This is a genomic window from Rheinheimera sp. 4Y26 (assembly GCF_025245835.1).
Taxonomy (GTDB): Bacteria; Pseudomonadota; Gammaproteobacteria; order Enterobacterales; family Alteromonadaceae; genus Pararheinheimera.
In genome coordinates this window covers 168,206-187,768 of record NZ_JAOBWS010000009.1, presented here as the reverse complement: position 1 = coordinate 187,768, position 19,563 = coordinate 168,206, and the positions used below count along the sequence as shown (strand labels likewise).

General features: G+C 49.6%; 23 protein-coding genes. 11 read left to right on the top strand and 12 right to left on the bottom strand.

Going from position 1 to position 19,563, the window contains the following annotated elements:
* Together N3Z11_RS12965 and N3Z11_RS12960 are read left to right on the top strand one after the other, a co-directional pair.
* Nucleotides 1-236 (top strand): hypothetical protein (locus N3Z11_RS12965; RefSeq protein WP_260657612.1); only part of this gene is annotated, 236 nt, incomplete at its 5' end.
* On the top strand, nt 223-756 hold the full coding sequence (locus tag N3Z11_RS12960) for a gamma carbonic anhydrase family protein (protein WP_260657611.1): 534 nt from the start codon (nt 223-225) through the stop codon (nt 754-756). The genes N3Z11_RS12965 and N3Z11_RS12960, both read left to right, overlap by 14 nt.
* 87 nt (nt 757-843) lie before the next feature.
* Here N3Z11_RS12960 and N3Z11_RS12955 read toward each other — a convergent pair whose 3' ends face one another.
* Together N3Z11_RS12955 and aroE are read right to left on the bottom strand one after the other, a co-directional pair.
* Complete coding sequence (locus N3Z11_RS12955; protein WP_260657610.1) at nt 844-1,092, bottom strand: DUF1488 domain-containing protein; 249 nt, start codon at nt 1,090-1,092, stop codon at nt 844-846.
* Nucleotides 1,089-1,904, bottom strand: coding sequence for a shikimate dehydrogenase (gene aroE / locus N3Z11_RS12950; RefSeq protein WP_260657609.1), 816 nt, complete (start codon nt 1,902-1,904; stop codon nt 1,089-1,091). Before aroE ends, N3Z11_RS12955 begins: the two co-directional genes overlap by 4 nt.
* Before the next feature lie 30 nt (nt 1,905-1,934).
* On the opposite strand from aroE, the gene N3Z11_RS12945 reads away from it, so the two are divergent.
* Nucleotides 1,935-2,354, top strand: coding sequence for a group II truncated hemoglobin (locus N3Z11_RS12945; protein WP_260657608.1), 420 nt, complete (start codon nt 1,935-1,937; stop codon nt 2,352-2,354).
* A 66-nt stretch (nt 2,355-2,420) separates the two neighbouring features.
* On the opposite strand, the gene N3Z11_RS12940 is transcribed toward N3Z11_RS12945, so the two are convergent.
* Genes N3Z11_RS12940 through N3Z11_RS12930 form a run of 3 tightly spaced genes read right to left on the bottom strand, consistent with a single transcriptional unit; the run spans nt 2,421 to nt 5,002 of the window.
* Nucleotides 2,421-3,425, bottom strand: coding sequence for a D-alanine--D-alanine ligase (locus N3Z11_RS12940; RefSeq protein WP_260657607.1), 1,005 nt, complete (start codon nt 3,423-3,425; stop codon nt 2,421-2,423).
* A gap of 52 nt (nt 3,426-3,477) precedes the next feature.
* The gene (gene hemF / locus N3Z11_RS12935; protein WP_260657606.1) at nt 3,478-4,410 is read right to left on the bottom strand and encodes an oxygen-dependent coproporphyrinogen oxidase; all 933 of its coding nucleotides are present in this window, start codon (nt 4,408-4,410) and stop codon (nt 3,478-3,480) included.
* A 28-nt stretch (nt 4,411-4,438) separates the two neighbouring features.
* Nucleotides 4,439-5,002 (bottom strand): L-threonylcarbamoyladenylate synthase, encoded by a 564-nt coding sequence (locus N3Z11_RS12930; protein ID WP_260657605.1) that lies wholly within the window; start codon nt 5,000-5,002, stop codon nt 4,439-4,441.
* Between the two features lie 116 nt (nt 5,003-5,118).
* Between N3Z11_RS12930 and purE the strand changes: the two genes are divergently transcribed.
* Together purE and N3Z11_RS12920 are read left to right on the top strand one after the other, a co-directional pair.
* Entirely contained in the window at nt 5,119-5,607 is a 489-nt protein-coding gene (gene purE, locus N3Z11_RS12925; protein ID WP_260657604.1) for a 5-(carboxyamino)imidazole ribonucleotide mutase, read from the top strand.
* Nucleotides 5,607-6,761, top strand: a complete 1,155-nt coding sequence (locus N3Z11_RS12920) for a 5-(carboxyamino)imidazole ribonucleotide synthase (protein ID WP_260657603.1) — start codon at nt 5,607-5,609, stop codon at nt 6,759-6,761. The genes purE and N3Z11_RS12920 overlap by 1 nt, the downstream gene beginning before the upstream one ends.
* Nucleotides 6,762-6,835: 74 nt before the next feature.
* Here N3Z11_RS12920 and N3Z11_RS12915 read toward each other — a convergent pair whose 3' ends face one another.
* The 4 genes from N3Z11_RS12915 to N3Z11_RS12900 all read right to left on the bottom strand — a co-directional run bounded on the left by N3Z11_RS12915 (nt 6,836) and on the right by N3Z11_RS12900 (nt 10,295).
* A complete protein-coding gene (locus N3Z11_RS12915; RefSeq protein ID WP_260657602.1) occupies nt 6,836-7,375 on the bottom strand; it encodes a type I DNA topoisomerase in 540 nt (179 codons plus the stop codon).
* Between the two features lie 130 nt (nt 7,376-7,505).
* Nucleotides 7,506-7,979: a DUF494 family protein gene (locus tag N3Z11_RS12910; RefSeq protein WP_260657601.1), complete on the bottom strand. Its 474-nt coding sequence runs from the start codon at nt 7,977-7,979 to the stop codon at nt 7,506-7,508.
* A gap of 2 nt (nt 7,980-7,981) precedes the next feature.
* The gene (dprA, locus tag N3Z11_RS12905; RefSeq protein ID WP_260657600.1) at nt 7,982-9,073 is read right to left on the bottom strand and encodes a DNA-processing protein DprA; all 1,092 of its coding nucleotides are present in this window, start codon (nt 9,071-9,073) and stop codon (nt 7,982-7,984) included.
* A 25-nt stretch (nt 9,074-9,098) separates the two neighbouring features.
* On the bottom strand, nt 9,099-10,295 hold the full coding sequence (locus tag N3Z11_RS12900) for a LysM peptidoglycan-binding domain-containing protein (protein WP_260657599.1): 1,197 nt from the start codon (nt 10,293-10,295) through the stop codon (nt 9,099-9,101).
* A gap of 123 nt (nt 10,296-10,418) precedes the next feature.
* On the opposite strand from N3Z11_RS12900, the gene def reads away from it, so the two are divergent.
* Genes def through trkA form a run of 4 tightly spaced genes read left to right on the top strand, consistent with a single transcriptional unit; the run spans nt 10,419 to nt 14,568 of the window.
* Nucleotides 10,419-10,925, top strand: coding sequence for a peptide deformylase (gene def / locus N3Z11_RS12895; RefSeq protein WP_260657598.1), 507 nt, complete (start codon nt 10,419-10,421; stop codon nt 10,923-10,925).
* Nucleotides 10,926-10,943: 18 nt separating this feature from the next.
* The gene (fmt, locus tag N3Z11_RS12890) at nt 10,944-11,897 is read left to right on the top strand and encodes a methionyl-tRNA formyltransferase (protein ID WP_260657597.1); all 954 of its coding nucleotides are present in this window, start codon (nt 10,944-10,946) and stop codon (nt 11,895-11,897) included.
* The gene (gene rsmB, locus N3Z11_RS12885; protein ID WP_260657596.1) at nt 11,894-13,195 is read left to right on the top strand and encodes a 16S rRNA (cytosine(967)-C(5))-methyltransferase RsmB; all 1,302 of its coding nucleotides are present in this window, start codon (nt 11,894-11,896) and stop codon (nt 13,193-13,195) included. The genes fmt and rsmB overlap by 4 nt, the downstream gene beginning before the upstream one ends.
* Nucleotides 13,192-14,568 carry a Trk system potassium transporter TrkA gene (gene trkA / locus N3Z11_RS12880; RefSeq protein WP_260657595.1) on the top strand — a complete coding sequence of 459 codons (1,377 nt, stop codon included), beginning with the start codon at nt 13,192-13,194 and terminating at the stop codon, nt 14,566-14,568. The genes rsmB and trkA overlap by 4 nt, the downstream gene beginning before the upstream one ends.
* 116 nt (nt 14,569-14,684) lie before the next feature.
* Here trkA and N3Z11_RS12875 read toward each other — a convergent pair whose 3' ends face one another.
* Nucleotides 14,685-15,227 carry a GNAT family N-acetyltransferase gene (locus N3Z11_RS12875; RefSeq protein ID WP_260657594.1) on the bottom strand — a complete coding sequence of 181 codons (543 nt, stop codon included), beginning with the start codon at nt 15,225-15,227 and terminating at the stop codon, nt 14,685-14,687.
* Nucleotides 15,228-15,510: 283 nt separating this feature from the next.
* Here N3Z11_RS12875 and N3Z11_RS12870 point away from each other — a divergent pair, with 283 nt between their 5' ends.
* Nucleotides 15,511-16,398 carry a CPBP family intramembrane glutamic endopeptidase gene (locus N3Z11_RS12870; RefSeq protein WP_260657593.1) on the top strand — a complete coding sequence of 296 codons (888 nt, stop codon included), beginning with the start codon at nt 15,511-15,513 and terminating at the stop codon, nt 16,396-16,398.
* A 30-nt stretch (nt 16,399-16,428) separates the two neighbouring features.
* Here the strand turns inward: N3Z11_RS12870 and N3Z11_RS12865 are convergent, their stop codons facing one another.
* The gene (locus tag N3Z11_RS12865) at nt 16,429-17,310 is read right to left on the bottom strand and encodes a LysR family transcriptional regulator ArgP (protein WP_260657592.1); all 882 of its coding nucleotides are present in this window, start codon (nt 17,308-17,310) and stop codon (nt 16,429-16,431) included.
* A 191-nt stretch (nt 17,311-17,501) separates the two neighbouring features.
* Here N3Z11_RS12865 and N3Z11_RS12860 point away from each other — a divergent pair, with 191 nt between their 5' ends.
* Complete coding sequence (locus N3Z11_RS12860) at nt 17,502-18,101, top strand: LysE/ArgO family amino acid transporter (protein WP_260657591.1); 600 nt, start codon at nt 17,502-17,504, stop codon at nt 18,099-18,101.
* 445 nt (nt 18,102-18,546) lie between these two features.
* Here N3Z11_RS12860 and N3Z11_RS12855 read toward each other — a convergent pair whose 3' ends face one another.
* Nucleotides 18,547-19,296, bottom strand: coding sequence for an SIMPL domain-containing protein (locus tag N3Z11_RS12855; RefSeq protein WP_260657590.1), 750 nt, complete (start codon nt 19,294-19,296; stop codon nt 18,547-18,549).
* Between the last annotated feature and the right edge of the window lie 267 nt (nt 19,297-19,563).

Genomic DNA, 19,563 nt, shown 5'->3' with positions numbered 1-19,563 from the left:
AAGCGTCTTTTTATCGACATTTTCAACTTATTTCAAACTCACCCGGCTTGCTGCTTTCGCACCACCCCGTCGGCATGACGCGCATTATAGAGACTTTCAGAGTAGTGGCAAGCTCAAATTTAAGAAAACTTATGTTTTTGGGTGCGACAGCTTCTTTTTCAGTCGAAAGGTGCTTTTTTCCAACAATTGTCGCATACTTTCCACACAGTACAGGAGATTTATATGCCAATACGTAGTTATAAAGGTATCAGCCCCAGCCTGGCGCAAGGGGTCTATATAGATGAGAGTGCCGTTGTAGTCGGAGATATCACCTTAGGAACTGACGTCAGTATCTGGCCATTAGTGGCAGCAAGAGGTGATGTAAACAAGATCCGCATAGGTGCACGCAGCAATGTTCAGGACGGGACCGTATTGCATGTATCCAGACCCAGCGGAAAAAATCCGGCAGGCTCACCATTAATCATTGGTGAAGACGTAACAGTGGGTCATAAATGTATGTTGCATGGCTGCACTCTGGGCAACCGCATTCTGGTGGGCATGGGCGCTATAGTGATGGACGACGCTATAGTAGAAGATGATGTGATTATTGGCGCCGGCAGTTTAGTGCCGCCTGGGAAAAAACTGGAATCCGGCTATTTATATGTGGGCAGTCCGGTAAAACAAGCCAGAGCACTGAACGACGCAGAAAAAGCGTTTTTAACTATCTCAGCCGCCAACTATGTGGTGCTAAAAAACGATTATCTGGCCGAAAGCTGATCAAGACGCATGAAAATTGCAGCCTCTATGTAAAGCTACTTATATAGAGGCGCAGCATCACAACCAATAATCAGGTAAAAACAGAACTCAGGCATCGCCTTGCAAGCGGATAATGCTATCATCGCTAATAGCGCCTGCTTTTACTGCATCTTCTATTTGTTCTTCCCAGAAAAAACAGTCTTCTTTGACCTGAAGCAACCAGGCATCCTGCTGCCAGCCATCCGGCATCAGGATCAGCACCTGCAACCGAAGCCCGCCCTGCAATACAGTACAAGACACAGCCTGATGCATGGCGTCAAAGTGATAGTCATCGTTAAAGATAAGCTGCTGATTCATGTTTTCACCAGCGCAGTCAGTTTTTCCAGCACAGGCTCAAGCTCGGGTTTGACACCACGCCAGATGGCAAAACTCTCAGCGGCCTGCGCCACTAACATACCTATACCATCAGCACACCGCTCTACGCCTTGCTGCTGACACCAGCTTAAAAATGCCGTTGGTTCTTTGCCATACAACATGTCGTAGGCAAGCTCACAATATTTCAGGTGACTGGCGCTGATGTCTGGCCGCTGCTGGGTTAAACCGGATGAAGTTGCATTAATAACCAATGACCAGGGCTGATGCGGTATATCGGTAAAACCGGAGGCTGTGACACGGCAATCAAAAAGACCTGCGATAACCTGTGCTTTGTCTGCTGTGCGATTGGCGATGTGAATTTGCCCAACCCCGGCCGCCAGCAAAGGCCCAACCACGCCACGACTTGCCCCACCCGCCCCTAACAACAATAACTGTGTTTGTTCGAGTTTAACGCCAAGCCGCTGCAAATCAGCAACTAAACCAAGACCATCGGTATTGTCACCACAAAGTTGGCCCTTGTTATCTATATATAGTGTATTCACAGCACCGGCCTGTTTTGCCCTGTCACTGAGGCGCGAAGCCAGCGCAAAAGCAACTTCTTTAAAAGGCACAGTGACATTAGCGCCGCGCCCGCCCGAGGCAACAAATGCCTGCCAGCTGTCGGCAAAGCCGTCGACCGGTGCTAGAATGGCGTCGTAACTCATCTGCTGCGCCGTTTGTTCGGCAAAACAGCGATGGATCAGGGGCGATTTTGAGTGCCCAATCGGATTTCCAAATACAGCGTAACGGTCCACACTACCACCATGATAAAGTTGCTGAAAAAGATGTTTAAAACCGACGATAACAACAGCCACCCAACACCACAAGTCACGCCTTATCAATTGATTGGTGGTGAAGAAGCCACCCGTAAGCTGGCCAATCGTTTTTACGACATTATGGCCACAGCGCCGGAAGCAGCTGAATTGTACGCTATTCACCCATTACCACTGGATGTGATCCGGCAGAAATTTTTTGAGTTTTTATCTGGCTGGTTAGGTGGGCCGGGTTTATTTGAAGAAAAATATGGCCATCCACGATTACGCGCCCGCCATATGCCCTTTCCGGTCAGTCCACAATTACGCGAGCAGTGGATGTTTTGTATGAATAAAGCACTGGAAGAAGTGGTGCAGGATAAAATGTTGCGGATGGGACTCAGTGAAGCGCTGGGCCAGCTGGCCAGCCATATGATTAATCGCGATCACTAAGTATTGATAACAGCAGTGAATAACAAGGGGCCAACCGGCCCCTTGTTTTTTAGCTTATCAACACACTCAGATTGTGTATTGTGGTAAAGCACGCTGCAAAATTTGCTGTAAAAACTCACCAAACTTATGGCCATGATGCTCCAGCATTTTTGGGAACATTGAAATGGACGTCATGCCTGGGAAAGTATTAATTTCGTTCAGCAGAATTTCGCCATCTTCGGTCAGGAAAAAATCGACCCGCGATAAATGACGTAACTTCAGCTGCCGGAATGCTTTTAATGCCAGCTGCTGCATAGTTGCAATCTGATTTTCGGTTAAACCGGCCGGTTCCAGGCTGGTGGTTGTATGGCTCGCGTTGCTGTATTTCTCTTCATAAGAGTAAAACCTGTCCTGCGGCACACAAATTTCACCAGGACGGGTGGCAATCAGTTCATCGCCATATTGATACACCGCCACTTCCAGCTCGCGTGGTTTTAGCGCTTTTTCTATCAGCACCTGCTCGGAATAACCAAAAGCGTCGTGAATGGCCTGCACAAGCTCTGCTTCGGTACTTGCCGCATAACAACCTACTGAAGACCCCTGACTGGCCGCCTTCACAAACACTTTGCCCCAATTGGCCAGCGCCTGTTTGGCTTGTATCAGGCTATCCGCAGAAGCTTCGGTTAAAAACAAATAAGGCGTATTTGGAATACCAACAGCCGACAACCATAATTTGGTGCTGATTTTGTTAAAACACAAAGTACTGGCTTCAGGACCACAACCTAAATAAGGCAAACCGGCCAGTTCCAGCATCGACTGCAGATCACCGGTTTCACCCGGATAACCATGGATACAAGGCACCACATAATCAACTGCAAAGCTATTGTCGCCAACCAGCAACTGGCGGTTTAAGCCTAAACTACATTCGGCCCCATCCGCTGTCAGCCAGCGGTCCTTTAACATCTCCACCCGGGTCACAGCAACGCCAGGCAAAGCCGCTAATTGTTGTTCGAGAAAATTGGCACTGCGCAGCGACACATCATGTTCGGCACTGCCACCACCACACAACAACAATACATGGATATTTTTCATCTTTATTTTCCTAAGATACAACCAGCCTACACCAAACAGACCCGCAAAAAGGTTATCCGTTCAGGCCAAGCCAATCTTGTGGTGTTAAATAACGTTGATATAACAGTGCTTCCGGCGAACCCGCCTCTGGCTGATAACCATATTCCCAGCGCACTAAAGGTGGCATCGACATTAAAATAGACTCTGTGCGGCCGCCACTTTGCAAACCAAACAAAGTGCCGCGGTCAAACACCAGATTAAATTCAACATAACGGCCACGGCGGTACAGTTGGAACTGCCGCTCGTGCTCGCCATAAGGGGTGTTTTTGCGCGCTTCAACTATCGGAATATAAGCCTGGCAGAAACCTTCGCCGACGCTTTGCATAAAAGCAAAACTGCGGGCAAAACCCCATTCGTTGAGATCATCAAAAAACAAACCTCCGACGCCGCGGGTTTCCTGCCGGTGTTTTAAATAAAAATATTCGTCACACCACTTTTTGTATCTTGCATATACATCAGCGCCAAAAGGGTCACAGCAGTTTTTCGCCACCTGATGCCAGTGCACAACATCGGCTTCCACCGGATAAAAAGGCGTCAGGTCAAAACCACCACCAAACCACCAGACCGGCGCTTCCCCTTCTTTTTCAGCGATAAAAAAGCGCACATTGGCATGACTGGTTGGCACATGAGGATTATTCGGGTGGATCACCAATGAGACACCCATAGCTTCAAAACCACGGCCGGCCAGTTCTGGCCTGTGAGCTGTGGCAGAGCCCGGCATTTTATCGCCAAACACATGAGAAAAATTCACACCGGCCTGTTCAAACACAGCGCCCTGCGTTAATACCCGGCTGCGGCCACCGCCACCTTCAGCACGTTGCCAGCTGTCTTCGACAAATTGCGCTTTGCCGTCTGCAGCCGTTAAGGCGGCACAAATCTGGTCTTGCAGCGCCAATAAAAAAGCTTTGACCTGAGCTTTATCAACCTGCTGTATTGCTGCTTGCATCCACTACTCCTGTTCTGCTGCCTGCTTTTTAGCCGGCACGAAAAATATGGCCGGTCTGAACATCCCGTATTTCGCTTGGATTTAACCGGCCACCTGTTGGCGCATCAATAATCACCGCCAGTTGACTGCCTAACTGTGCGCGCACATCAGCGGCACTTCGACAGGCCGGCTGACCTGATAAATTAGCACTGGTAGAGGTAATAGGTTTGCCATAAGCGCGGCACAACTGCTGTACCAGTGGGTGATCTGACACCCGGATGGCAATAGTGCTGAATTGCCCGGTTAACCAGTCAGTCAAACCAGCACGAGCGGGCACCACCCAGGTGACAGGACCAGGCCAGCTCGCCAGCATCCGTTGTTTTTGTTCTTCATTAATGGCGCTTTCGTCGATATAAGGCTGCAACTGGGCATAATCTGCCGCTATTAAAATCAGGCCCTTGCTTTTTTCCCGTTGTTTAATCTGCAACAACAAGGCAATGGCCTGCTGATTGTCGGGATCACAACCCACACCAAATACAGCTTCTGTTGGATAAGCAATTGTTTTGCCTTCAGCTAAGGCATTGACAGCGTTTAATATTTCAGTCTGATTCATCGTCTTTTCTATCGTTAAGCTACGCAGTGAAGCGCACAAATGTTTTCCTGCCACCGGCCAGATGGCTATAATAGCCGCCTATTATGCCAGCAGCTGGCGGTTTTGAGGAAACAGCAATGAAAGTCGGTATCATTATGGGTTCAAAATCTGATTGGCCCACCATGAAAAATGCAGCAGACATGTTAGACAAATTTGGTATCAGCTATGAAACCACTGTTGTTTCTGCCCACAGAACCCCACATTTGCTGGCTGAATATGCCGGCAACGCCGCCAGCCGCGGTTTAAAAGTAATTATTGCCGGCGCTGGTGGCGCAGCGCACTTACCTGGTATGGCAGCTGCTTTTACCAGTTTGCCCGTACTTGGTGTACCAGTGCAATCCAAAGCGCTGAAAGGTCTGGATTCATTGTTATCCATTGTTCAGATGCCAAAAGGCGTCGCAGTAGGCACTCTGGCTATTGGTGATGCCGGTGCTGCCAATGCTGGTTTATTAGCTGCACAAATTCTGGCGACTTCAGATGCCGCTTTAATGACAAAAATTGATGCTTTCCGTCAGGAGCAAACCGACTCAGTGCTGAGCCAGCCTAACCCGGCTGAGGATGCATAATGAAAAAAGTTCTGGTGATGGGCGCAGGCCAGCTGGCCCGGATGATGGCTTTGGCCGGTGCTCCGCTGAATATTCAGGTGCTGGCTTATGATGTTAACACCAACACTGTGGTGCACCCTGTTACCCAACAAAAATTTGCGCTGACACTGGCAGAAGCTGTGGCTGATGCTGATGTGGTCAGTTCTGAATTTGAACACATTCCTTATCCGGTACAGGACGTGTGCGAGGCCAGTGGTAAGTTTTTCCCCAACAGCACCGCTATTAAAGCAGGTGGCGACCGCCGCCAGGAAAAACAGCTGCTGGATGCAGCTGGTGTGGCCAATGCCGGTTACCGTATTGTCAGCACTGAAGCCGAGTTTCATGCTGCTATTGCCGCTTTAGGTTTGCCGCTGGTGCTAAAAAGTGCACTGGCCGGTTACGACGGCAAAGGCCAGTGGCGGTTAAAACATCATGAAGATGCTGCTGCCATTTGGGCTGATATCGAATCATTTATGCAAGGCGCAAATCACGCGCTGCCACAAGCCATAGTGGCCGAGCAGTTTGTACGCTTTGACCGTGAAGTGAGTTTAGTGGGTGCCCGCAACGCCAAAGGCGACACTGTGGTGTATCCGCTGACCGAAAACCACCATGTCAACGGTGTTTTGGCAGTCTCGTTAGCCTTACCGGGCCGGCAAGAGTTACAACAACAAGCCAAACAAATGTTTGATGCTGTAGCAGCCAAACTGGATTACGTTGGTGTGCTGGCGTTGGAGTTTTTCCAGGTGGGCGACAAGCTGTTGGTGAACGAAATTGCGCCCCGCGTGCACAATTCCGGGCACTGGACCCAACAAGGCAGCGACACCTGCCAATTTGAAAACCACTTGCGTGCCGTTTGTGGTTTGCCGCTCGGCAGCACCGCTTTGGTACGCCCTACTTTGATGGTGAATATTCTCGGTGAAGACTATGTCGACCCTGCGGTACTGGCGTTGCCATCCTGCCATCTGCATTGGTATGGCAAAGGTAAAAGAGCGGGCCGCAAAATGGGCCATATTAATTTGTCGGGCGAAACAGTGGCAGAACTGGCTGAACGTTTTGTGGTGCTGAGCAAGTTACTGCCAGCGCAGTCTTTTCCGGAAGTCGCCGATATGGCTGTCAAGCTGGCTAAAAGCGTTTAACTTTGCGCTTTCCACACACAAAATAGCAAAAGGCCCATGCAGGGCCTTTTTTATTTCTAGCTGTGAGCCCCAAATTATTCAGCCTGCGGCAACTGGCACTTTTTACTGGCGCAAATCAGTTTAATTCCGGCAGCCGTTGGTTTTTCCGCCAGCAAGTGAAAACCGCAATGGCGGCAGGTGCCAGCCACGGGTTTAAAATTCAGCACAAAATCACAGGCGGGGTACTGATCACAACCATAAAAGGTTTTACCGTATTTGCTGGTGCGCTCAACCAACTTGCCTTTGTGACAGAGCGGGCAACTGACATCAGCCACTGCAGGCGCTTCTTCGTGCACAATAAAATGACAAGCCGGAAAGTTACTGCAGCCGATAAACATGCCATAACGGCCGTTTTTTACCGCCAGCGGTGAACCACAGCTGGGGCATGGTGTGTCTGCCAGCAGTTTCACCACTGTACTTTCATGCGGGTGTAAATTCTGGATATAGCTGCATGCCGGATAATTGCTACACCCCAAAAATGGCCCATGTTTGCCCGACTTCATTACCAGCTCGTGCTGGCATAAAGGGCAAATTTGTTTGTGCTCGGGAATGGCAAATAATGGCGCTTCAGACATCAGTGATAACCGACTAACAGAATAAATGGATTATCGCATAGTAACGAAGGCAGCTGTAGCGGCAAATCAATAAGGCTGATTGTACAACGCTATGCTGCAACGAACGTCAGGCCAGGCAGAAAAAAGGCCGCTAATGCAGCGGCCCTGTGGGTTCTTCAAAAATTAAATCTTCCATCTGGGCATAAGCAGTTTCATGACCCGGTGCGTTAAACAACACCATCAACACCACCCATTTTAAATCTTCCAGATTCACTTCTTTGCTATCTAAATCCATCACCCGGTCTAACACCATTTCGCGGGTTGGTAAGTCCAGCACGTTAATTTGTTCGAGGAACAGCAGGAATCCGCGGCACTCCGCATCCAGCTTACGTTGCTCATCAGCAGTAAAAATACGCACTGCTGTTGAATTGGTTTTGGTTAAGTAAGGTTTGACATGGCTTTCCTGCAGTTTGGACAGATTTTCCAGCCAACGCAGGGCTTTAAAAATATCATCATCATGGAAACCAGCTTTGACCAGCTCGCGGGTCAGATCAGCCTGATTAACATAAATTTCTGATTCATTATGGATATAGTTTTCGAACAGGTAGACGAGGATATCAAACATAATCAGGCCCTCCTCACTCGAATGTAGCCACCAGGTACTACAGCCACTTCACCGGACAATTCCAGCTCCAGCAGCATAATGGTTACGTCAGCGATCGGCATACCAGCACGTGATGCAATCACATCTATTGCCGTCGCCTCATCTCCTACGTTAGCCAACAAGCTGTGTTCGAACAAGCCTTGCTGACAATTATTTTTACGTAGCATTTGTTTAGACGGTTTTGCCGGCAGAAAAATCGCTAACTCTTCGATAATATCGGCCACGGAACGGGTTAATTTAGCACCCTGCAAAATTAATTGATGGCAACCTGCCGCCAGCGGATTAAAAATAGAACCGGGTACGGCAAACACCTCCCTGCTGTATTCGGCTGCGTAATTGGCACTGATCAGTGAACCGCTTTTTTCCGCCGCTTCCACCACCAGGGTGCCCAGACTCAGCCCAACCACAATACGGTTTCTGAGTGGGAAAAACATAGTGCGGGGCGCTTCGTCCGGCAAATATTCCGACACCAGGGCGCCACTTTCCCGCACCTGCGCTGTGAGTTTGGCATGCTGCTTCGGATAAATATGTGACAAGCCATTACCCAGCACAGCGATGGTAGTGCCATTGGCCGACAACGCGCCCTGATGAGCACAACCATCGATGCCCCGCGCCAGGCCACTGACGATACTAAAACCTGCCCGGCACAGCTCAGCTGCAAAATCAAAGGCAATCTGCCGGCCCGTTGGTGTAGGTTCTCTGCTGCCCACCATGGCAACAGCGGCTTTACTCAATACATCGAGCTGACCTTCCACAAACAAAGCCAGTGGTGGCTGTTTAATTTGTTTTAATAAGGGCGGATAACGGGGGTCAAGGCAGGAAATAAAATGGCGGTCCGGGTTTTGTTCGAGCCATTGCAAAGCTGCATCGATACGCTGGTGCTGTGGGGTGAGCAGCATCTGGCTTTGCAGTTCAGTTAAACCGTAACTTTGTAATTGCGCCGGACTGGCGCTGAAGAATTCCGAAAATGGTATCGACTGGATCAGACGTTGGTACCTTGGCAAATCCATGCCAGGTACCGATGCCAGAGCCAGCCATTGGCGCAGATCATCCATGATCCCCCCATTGGCTGAATCGCCGTTAAATATCGCCGATTAAATCTCCAACCCTGATTGGCTGACGAGTGCCGGTCACAATGGCAAAGCTGACACGGTCTGACACTTTAAATACCATCAGGTTACCGATTTTTTCCTTAGGCATTTGCAGCACTTCACCATCAATGCCACCTGTCATTTTTTCGTATTTACTGGCATCCGTCAGATATACAGGGCCACGTTTTGTGTCCACTACTGCTGGTGAATTCCGGTAGATTGAGAACATATGGCCAGGAGCAACATCGTCAATCAAACCTTTGTTCAGCACTACAATGTCCCATTTGGAAAACTCTCGCAGGTCTGAAGTAGTGTCGATAATCACACCTTCAATCGACTTTTCCGGTTTTTTCATCACAAAAAACGCCGGTAACGACTGGCCATCCGCCGCAGGTAACAGTTTGTCGCCCTGACGAATTTCCTGTTTAACATCAATTACCTGCACCGAAGCTGGTTCGTTATTCTCTTTACTGCCCGGACGGAATACTTTGGCAGTAGCAACCAGAATGGTTTCGTAACCCAATAAGTCTTCGCTTTGCGGGTCGATATAAGCTTTACCTTTGCGGTAAATGCCATAACTGGCGCCTAATTCAAGCTCACCACGTACATAAAGCACATGTTCTTTAATCGAGTTTTTAACCTGGTCGTTTGCACCTAACACATAAGGCAGCTTGTTAATGTCGCTTTCACTCAGTGCCTGCTCGTAAGTCAGGAAAGGCCGGATCATCTTCAGTGGCAGAGTTGTCACTGCTTTGGTCGACTTCATCGTTTTACGTTGTTGCGGCGACAGTTTTTTGTAGCCTTCAGGCCGGCTCATTTCTGTGCTTTCTTCGCTCGCCGTCACTTCAGCTTCAGCCACTGGCGCGCTGGTATCCGGAGAAATTTTCACGACATTGGCGTCTTCGTTGACTTCCAGCACAGGATTGCCGTCATCGTCAAAAGATAAACTAAGCACATCACCGGGGTAAATCAGGTTCGGGTTGTCAACCTGTGGGTTGAGTTTCCACAATTGTGGCCACAACCATGGCTTGGACAAATACATGCCGGAAATGTCCCAGAGTGTGTCCCCTTCCTTCACAGTGTAATTTTTCGGTGCATCAGCCTTGAGCACCAATTCTTCCGCTGTTGATAAACTTGTATAACAAAGCAGCAAAGCGGCGAGTGAGGTTGTTATTGTTTTGAGCATGCCAGCTTCCTTGAGCCCGAACTTGTGGTAATTATTGCAGACTAAGCTGTTAATACAGCTGATTAATGGCTAAAATTAGACCATATCACAGATACTTAAACAAAGCATATTTTTGTAGGTGCCATGACAGTCTTAACCGTTTTACATTACCCAGACGATCGTTTACGTACAGTTGCCAAGCCTGTAGCAGAAATAACCCCGCAAATCCGGCAGTTGGTCGCTGATATGCTTGAAACCATGTACGATGAAAATGGTATAGGCTTAGCTGCAACACAAGTCAATGTACATCAGCGGGTTGTGGTGATCGACATCTCAGAAAACCGCGATCAGCCGCAAATTTTTATCAACCCGGAAATCACCAGCAAAAGTGGCGACACCACCTATGAAGAAGGTTGTTTGTCGGTGCCGCAGAGCTACGCCAATGTAGAGCGTGCTGCCGAAGTGACAGTCAAAGCGCAGAACCTGGAAGGTGAATGGTTTGAACTGAAGGCTGATGGTTTATTGGCAATTTGCCTGCAACATGAGCTGGACCACCTGCTCGGCAAACTTTTTATTGATTATCTGTCGCCGTTAAAACGCGATCGCATCAAGAAAAAGCTGGAAAAAGAAGCCCGTAACGCGGCTCGTTAAGCCATCACAGGAATTGCCGTGACTCCATTACGCATTATTTTTGCCGGTACACCGGATTTTGCCGCCCGCCACTTGCAGGCTTTGCTGAACTCAGAACATGAAGTGGTTGCGGTTTACAGTCAGCCCGACCGCCCTGCCGGCCGTGGTCAACAGCTTCAGGCCAGTCCGGTAAAACAGTTGGCGCTACAACACGATATTCCGGTCTATCAGCCCAAGTCATTGAAAAAAGCCAAAGCGCAGGCAGAACTTGCCGCCTTAAACGCCGACCTGATGGTGGTGGTGGCTTATGGCCTGATTTTACCTGCCGTGGTACTCGGCACACCCAAACTGGGTTGTATTAATGTGCATGGTTCTATACTGCCACGCTGGCGTGGTGCTGCGCCTATTCAACGAGCTTTATGGGCGGGTGATGCCCAAACCGGCGTCACCATCATGCAAATGGACGAAGGTTTAGACACAGGCGCTATGCTGAGCATCGCCACTTTACCCATTGAGCCAAACGACACTTCCGCCAGCCTGTATGAAAAACTGGCTGAGGTTGGCCCCAAAGCTTTGCTGGACGCTTTACAGGACTTACCGGCACTGCAGCAAAAAGCAGTGGCGCAGGATGACGCCAAAGCCAACTACGCTGAAAAACTCAGTAAAGAAGAAGCCCAACTCGATTTTCATAAAGCAGCAGCAGCGCTGGAGCGTGAAATCCGTGCTTTTAACCCATGGCCGGTCAGCTACCTGCAGCTTGGCAACCAGCAATTAAAAATCTGGCAGGCCAGAGTGGAACCTCTGACACAGGCAGCAACGCCCGGCACAGTATTGAAAGTGGACAAAAAAGGCATTGTGATTGCGACCAGCGATGGCGCTTTAGTGCTGGAGCAGCTGCAACCGCCTGGTAAAAAAGCCATGGCAGTGGCCGATTTTATTAATGGCCGTGCGGACTGGTTTCCTGTTGGGCAAGTACTGGGTGTTTCAGCATGAGCGCTAACCTGCGTGCCGTAGCCGCCACTTGTTGTTATCAGGTGGTGGATCAGGGCAAATCTTTGTCTGATGTTTTGCCCAAAGCCCAGCTGCAATTTGATCACCCGGCCGACAAATCTTTATTACAGGAAATTTGTTTTGGTGTGCTGCGCCATTTGCCTTTGCTGGATTTTGTCTGCCAGCAATTAATGGCTAAACCACTGATTAAACAATTAAGACCTTTGCAGTTTTTAATTTATGTTGGCATATATCAGCTGAAGTTTTTACGTATCCCCGACCACGCCGCTGTGGGTGAAACAGTCGAAGCCGCCCGTTATTTAAAAGGTCAGTCGATGACCAAATTAATTAACGGTGTGCTGCGTTCAGTGCAGCGCAAACCAGAGCTGTTTGATGTCAGTCAGGCACCGTTGCCGGTGCAAACCAATCATCCGTCCTGGCTGGTCAATTCACTGCAACAAGCTTACCCACAGCAGTGGCAGCAGATTCTGGCGGCAAACCAGCAAAAAGCCCCACTCTGGCTTCGTGTAAACGTGCAGCGTTGCAGCGTCGAACAGTTTTGTCAGGCGTTAACGGCCGAAGCTATTGAGTTCAGCCAACCAGAACCAGGCTTGCCGCAAGCTATTTTGCTGGCGCAGGCCACTGATGTGGTGCTGCTGCCCGGTTATCTGGATGGCTGGTTTGCCGTGCAGGATTTAGCCGCCCAGTATGCCGCGCTGTTTCTGGCACCAGAAAACGACGAACGTATTCTGGATGCCTGTTGCGCCCCCGGCGGCAAAACCGGTCATATTCTGGAAATTGCGCCACAGGCTCAGGTACTGGCGCTGGATAAAGACGCGAAACGCCTGGACAGAGTGCGGGACAACCTCACGCGCTTGGGCCATCAGGCTGAGATTAAAGCCGCAGACGCCGCTACCCCACGCCAATGGTGGGATGGTCAGCCCTTTGACCGTATTTTGCTGGATGTGCCTTGTTCCGCGACCGGTGTGATCCGCCGTCATCCGGATATCCGCTGGCTTAGAAAAGCCGCCGACATTCAGGCGCTCGCCACCTTACAACAACAAATTCTTATTCAAATCTGGCCTTTATTAAAACCGGGCGGCACGCTGTTGTACGCCACCTGTAGCGTGTTGCCAGCAGAAAACCATCAACAAATCAGTCAGTTCCTGGCACATCACCCTGATGCCGAAGCTGTAGCTTTGGGCGCTGGAATCAACGACAGTCAAATGCAAATATTGCCTGGCGAACAACAAGCCGATGGCTTCTTTTACGCCAAACTCAGCAAAAAGGCGAACGGATGAAAATTATCATTCTGGGTGCAGGTCAGGTTGGTGCCACTTTGGCGGAAAACCTGGTGGGTGAAGAAAACGACATTACTGTGGTCGACATTAACGCCGACAAACTCAGAGCTTTGCAGGATAAACTGGATTTGCAGGTGGTGCATGGCCACAGCGCTCATCCGGATATCCTGAAAAAAGCCGGCGCAGAAGATGCCGATATGATTATTGCGGTGACTAACAGCGACGAAGTGAATATTGTGGCTTGTCAGGTGGCTTACAGTATTTTTAACACCCCAACCAAAGTGGCGCGTATCCGCACCAACCAATACATCAAATACCGCGATCAGCTGTTTAATAAAGACGATATGCCGGTTGATCACTTTATCGCGCCGGAAACCCTGGTCACCGACTATATCCGCCGTTTAATCGACTACCCTGGCGCCTTGCAGGTGGTGGAATTTGCCGGTGGTAAAGTAAGTTTAGTGGCGGTGAAAGCTTATTACGGCGGTTTGCTGGTAGGTCATGCCCTGTCCACGCTGCGTGAACATATGCCACATATTGATGCCCGGGTAGCGGCAATTTACCGTCGGGGTCATGCCATTAAACCTATTGGCACCACTATTATTGAAGCCGACGACGAAGTGTTTTTTGTCGCGGCCACCAAACATATCCGCGCTGTCATGAGCGAACTGCAAAAGCTGGAAAACAGCTACCGCCGCATAATGATTGCCGGCGGCGGTAACGTGGGTTTTGGTTTGGCCAAAGCGCTGGAAAAAACCCACAGTGTGAAGCTCATCGAGCGCAGTAAAGAGCGGGCCGAATATTTATCCAGCACGCTGGAAAACACTGTGGTGTATGCCGGTGATGCCTCCGACCCTGAATTGTTGCAGGAAGAAAACATCGATCAGGTGGACGTGTTTTTAGCTGTGACCAACGACGATGAAGCCAACATTATGTCGGCCATGCTGGCCAAACGGATGGGCGCGCAAAAAACCATGGTGCTGATTAAACGCGGCGCTTATGTAGATTTGCTGCAAGGTGGTGAAGTAGATATTGCGGTGTCGCCACAACAAGCCACTATTTCCGCTTTGTTAACCCACGTGCGCCGTGGCGATATTGTGAACGTGTATTCGTTACGCCGGGGTGCCGCCGAAGCCATTGAAGCGATAGCACATGGTGATAAAACCACCTCTAAAGTGGTGGGTCAGGCCATCGGCAAAATTAAACTGCCGCCGGGCTGCACCATAGGCGCCATAGTGCGGGGTGACGAAGTGATGATTGGCCACGACGCCACTGTCATAGAAACCGACGACCATGTGATTTTGTTTTTAGTGGATAAAAAGTTTATCGGTGAAGTGGAACGTTTATTCCAGGTCAGCGCCATTTTTATCTAATTGTTTTAAAACAAAATTTAAACTTTAAATGCCGGGCTAAACCCATGTTGAGTCCGGCATTTTTATTGCTGCTGGCTTGCTTCATTGACCAGCTAAATGACTGTCACAGCTCACGGCTATTCAACAGCAGCCTGATACAAAGCCGGCGTCAGGTAATAATGCACTTTATATTCGGTTTCACCTGCGACATTGATGTCTTCCACCTGATGGGAAAATACCCCACCAATTTTTTCCACGGCACGGCGGGAACGGATATTGTTAGCGCCAATATGCAACCAGACTTTATCCACATGTAAAAAAGCATGCTGCAGCATCAGCTGTTTCATTTCGCCGTTCACAGCCCCGCCCCAATGGCTGCGCGCCAAAAAGCTGTAGCCTATTGCCAGTTCACGCTCTGGCAGATTGATATCGTAATAACGGCTGGAGCCAATGATAAAACCACTTTGGTTATCCACCACTTTAAAAGCGCTGCCGGATTGAATGCCACTGTCAAAAAAACGCGCAAATACCTCCCGCTGATAACGGTTTGGCTCAGGGTGCTGCTGCCAGATCAAGGGGTCGCTGGCGGCCTGAAACAGCGCTTCAAAATCATCGGCTTGTAATGGCAATAACGTGATCTGTTTGCCGGTTAACACAGGTTGTAATACAAAATCTGCCATTTTTTATCCTTTCACCGGCCCAAATGCCGTACAAAACCCTTCAGGCCAGAAAAATTTGACCACTTTGTAGCTGTAACTCATTGCTCAGCAATCATTTTTCGCCATTGTAACCACTTTATTACATAAATGACCATTAACTGGTGGTTCTGCCGAAAAACCAAAACAGAAACACACCTAACCAACTGAATATAAATAATATTTTTTGTGGCATTTAACTTGCCACCCGCACCTGCCCTGGTGGGCACCTTATCCGAAATATCATTCCAATAAACGGACAGATTGTATGAACAAAATTTTTTTTAATAGCCAACAACAACTGAGAAACGGCTGGTGGGTGCTGGTGTTTGTGGCCATTCTGGTTGTATCACAGCAGCTGTATAAACCCACAAAAAACTGGCTGGCAAGCCTTGGTGCCAGCACCACTCAATTGGAACCGCTGGCACTGCTGTTTTTATTGCTGGTGAGCTGGTGTTGTTTATTGCTGCGCCGGCAGCACTTCAGTGACTTAGGTTTGCAACTGAACAAAACCTGGTGGCAACAGTTGCTGCTGGGCACCGGTGCCGGCGTGTTGATGATGTTGCTGATAGCGGCGCTGATGTGGAGTTGCGCCACCGTCAGTTTTAGCCTGAACCCTAAGTTTCAAGCCTCAGATTTAATCTATGGTGCTTATTTGTTATTGATAGCAGCAGCGCTGGAAGAGCTGTTATACCGTGGTTTTGTGTTTCAGCGCCTGCTGGATGGCATAGGCATCTGGCCTACCCAGCTGTTGTTTGCCACGGTTTTTGCGTTAGGTCATTGGGACAATCCTGGCCTTACAGGCAGTGCTAAAGTGGTGGCGTCACTGGATTTGGCATTAGCGTCTTTACTCTTTGGCCTGGCTTATCTCAAAACCCGCAGTTTAGCTTTACCCCTGGGGCTACATTTTGGCTGGAACTGGGCACAAGGTTATCTGCTGGGTTTTCAGGTCAGTGGTTATGAACATAACGGCTGGTTATTACCTCAACTGCAAGCGCAACCAGACTGGCTGACCGGTGGCCATTTTGGTGCTGAGGCCAGTGTTTTTGCGTTGCTGGTGGATTGTCTGGCGCTTTGGTTGTTATGGCGCTGGCGGGGTACTGCCACAACAGCCAAAGCACCCGCATTCGCATCATCACCCGCTCAGGCGCTTTAAAGCAGCTGAACTGCCGGTGATCGCCGGTGCTCACAACAATGCTGGCTGAACTAAATACTGTTTAGCTGTTTGCTCAACCCGCTGTCGCAATAGCTGCAGCAGCGGGCTTTCAGTTTGCCAATAATGCCAGTACAAAGGTGTATCCAGATAATAACCGGGAGATAAATCAATCAGTTGCTCTGCATCAAGCAAATGCCGACATTGTTGCTCCGGCAATAAGCCAAAACCTAAACCAGCCTGCACAGCACGCACAAACCCCTCAGAGGATGGGCATAAATGCACCCGCTGTGGGCTGGCACCTGCGATATCCTGCAGATATTGATGTTGCAGCTGATCGTGCTGGCTAAACACCATACAGGGCACAGCGGCTATTTTGGCTGGCAGATTTTCATCGAGCTGATGCTTTTTGACAAAATCCACACTGGCGACAGCGCGGTAGCGCAGCGCCCCCAGATACAACACGGCCCCACCATTCACCGGCTGGGCGGCGTCACAAACACAAGCCATCACCTCGCCCTGTTTCATGCGCTTTAAACCAACCGACTGATCTTCCACCACTAAATCAAACTGCACGCCGGGGTGTTCCGGCAATACCAGCGCCTCTGGCAACCAGGTAGCCAAAGAATCGGCATTGGTAGCCAGCCGCACCAGCATCTGCTCGGTGTCGTCACTGAGCCCTAATGCAGCTTCCATTTGCCGCACCTGTTGCAAATGATTCAGCAGCCGCTGGCCTGCAGCAGTGGCCACAGGAGGTGAAGTGCGCAGCAACACCGGCTGACCCAATAAAAACTCCAGTTGTTTAATGCGCCGGCTAACGGCCGACTGGGTTAAACACAGCTGCAACGCTGCTTTTTCAAAACCCTGTTGTTCAATCACAGCCGCCAGCGCTTGTAATAGCCGATAATCAATCATGATTAAAACTCATGTAGGCTAAAAATTATTCGTTGGATTCATTCTAGTGCGATTCTTTACACTCTGACCAGTGTTGACTGACAGATCTGAAATGGGTCTTTAGCCGTCCAATCGCAGTTCTGGCTGCGATTAGCGCAGCGATTGTTCACCCCGATACCAGCTTTGCCCACGGCTTTTTTGAGGAGCGCCCTATGTTGTCATTTTTTACCGGTTTTACCGTTGGTTTGAGCCTGATAGTGGCCATTGGCGCACAAAATATCTGGGTGCTGAGCCAAAGTATGGCCGGCGCCAACCGGCTGGTGATAGCGCTGGTATGTATCAGCTGTGACGCGCTGCTGATTATCACCGGGGTTTATAGTGTGCAGTGGTTACAACAAATATTGCCGCCGCTGGTGCCGGTGCTCACCTGGTGTGGTGTGTTGATGCTGCTGTGGCTCTCTTACGGCGCCGCCCGCCGTGCCTGGCAAGGTAACGAAGGTTTGCTGGCCAACCAACAAATACAGGTGCAACCCTGGCCAAAAACCGCTGTGACCGCTTTGGCCATTACTTTGCTCAACCCTCATGTGTATCTGGACACTGTGGTGCTGATTGGTGGTGTGGGCACTTTGCAGCCACAACCGGGTTGGTTCACGGTCGGCGCTTGCCTGGCTTCTTTATGCTGGTTTAGCAGCCTGACCGCTTTGGCACCCAAGCTTAAAGTTGTCCTGAGTTCACCAAAACGCTGGCGGGTGTTTGATGGCTTGGTGGCTATGACTTTGGCAGGGATTGCTTTCAAACTTGCAGTAGTTTGATTATTTTGATGCCCTGCGGCATGGCGCGTATGCCGGGTCTCGCCCCAGCGGGCGAGTCTCTTTCTTTGCTGACAAAGAAAGAGACGTAAAGAAATCACCCCGGTGAGCCTTCGAAAGCCCGCTAAAAATTGAAAGTTTGAGGCGCCGCCAAAACTCGACGGCTGCTAGCGTCAGCCGTCTCAAACAGTTGGCGTCTTAAAACCTCAAACTTTCAATTTTTATCGGCTCGTCTCAACGGGGAGGAAAAGCGCTGGTATGGTTCTAGATTGCGAAAATAACTAAAACAACGCACAGTTCAAGACCTGACCCCAACGACTTTGGCAGGGATTGCGGTGAAGCTGGCGGTTGCTTGATGCGGAAGTGTCTGGGATTTGTGTTGGTGTCAGAACAATTTTCTGACGCCAACACTTTGTTGCGCGTCCAGCGAAATGTAGACATCAGAAGATTATTTTCCTGTCTCCAGCCGGAACACCACATTAATACCTTGTTGAATTGTTATTGTTTGCGGAATAAACATCTTCATTTCTCTCGGCCCGCCATCGCGCATCATAGCTCGCCCAATCCCCATGTCCAAGCTACCAAAGGTCGCGAAAAAATTGCCAAAATTGGAAGCTTGCGACATGGCATATACCGAATGAATTTTATTTCCTAAGCTTTGCGCCATTCTCTCTGCTTGGGTTGCCGCATCTTTCGCCGCAGCAGTCACTAATTCCGCCTCAAGTTTTATTCTTTGACTGCTGTCAAATTCAGCAGACAGGCTGCTGAGATGATTCAGCGCGACCAACTCAGCTGCCAGCTCTGGATACTGCTCAAGCCCACGCAGTTTTAGTGTAAAACTGCGTGCCACTTCGTAGCCTAAAATTTGTAAATCTTCATAGTTGTCACCACGCTGCCGTTTTACATCCTTTTCCAGATCTGACGCTTCCAAAGCGCTTAGCGGGATTTTTAGTTGCTGCAAAATAGTTGTCAGTTTGCTTGAGCTTTCGCTCACTTGTTGCAGAGCCACTGCAGAATCCTGATGAAATGCCAAAAGTCGGATGCTAATAGTTGCAGTATCGGGCTTTACCGAACGCTCAGCACTGCCACTTGCCACCACGAAAGGAAAGTCCGGCAGGCTGTTTGCACTAACCGGTAGACTTGTGCAAAACAACAGACTTAACCATATCAGGGGCTGTTTTAAAATTCTCCCTTTCATCCGACTACACTCCATTAATTAATTGAAAACAATAAAAAGGCTACTTTAACAAAAGTAGCGCTGAAGTGTGTTAAAAAACAAATCGCAAAATGAGCCCCCCAACCAACAACCGGGAGCTGCGGAGTGAGCATTCAAGAGTGAGCGCGGGAGGCGCGAACGGGCGAACGCAGTAGTTGCCGGTGGTTGGTTGTCGGCCGCACCACAACTCATGCCATAACCACAGCTGCTGAAAAAATTAATTCCCCTCGACTTACTGCCGCTTTGCGG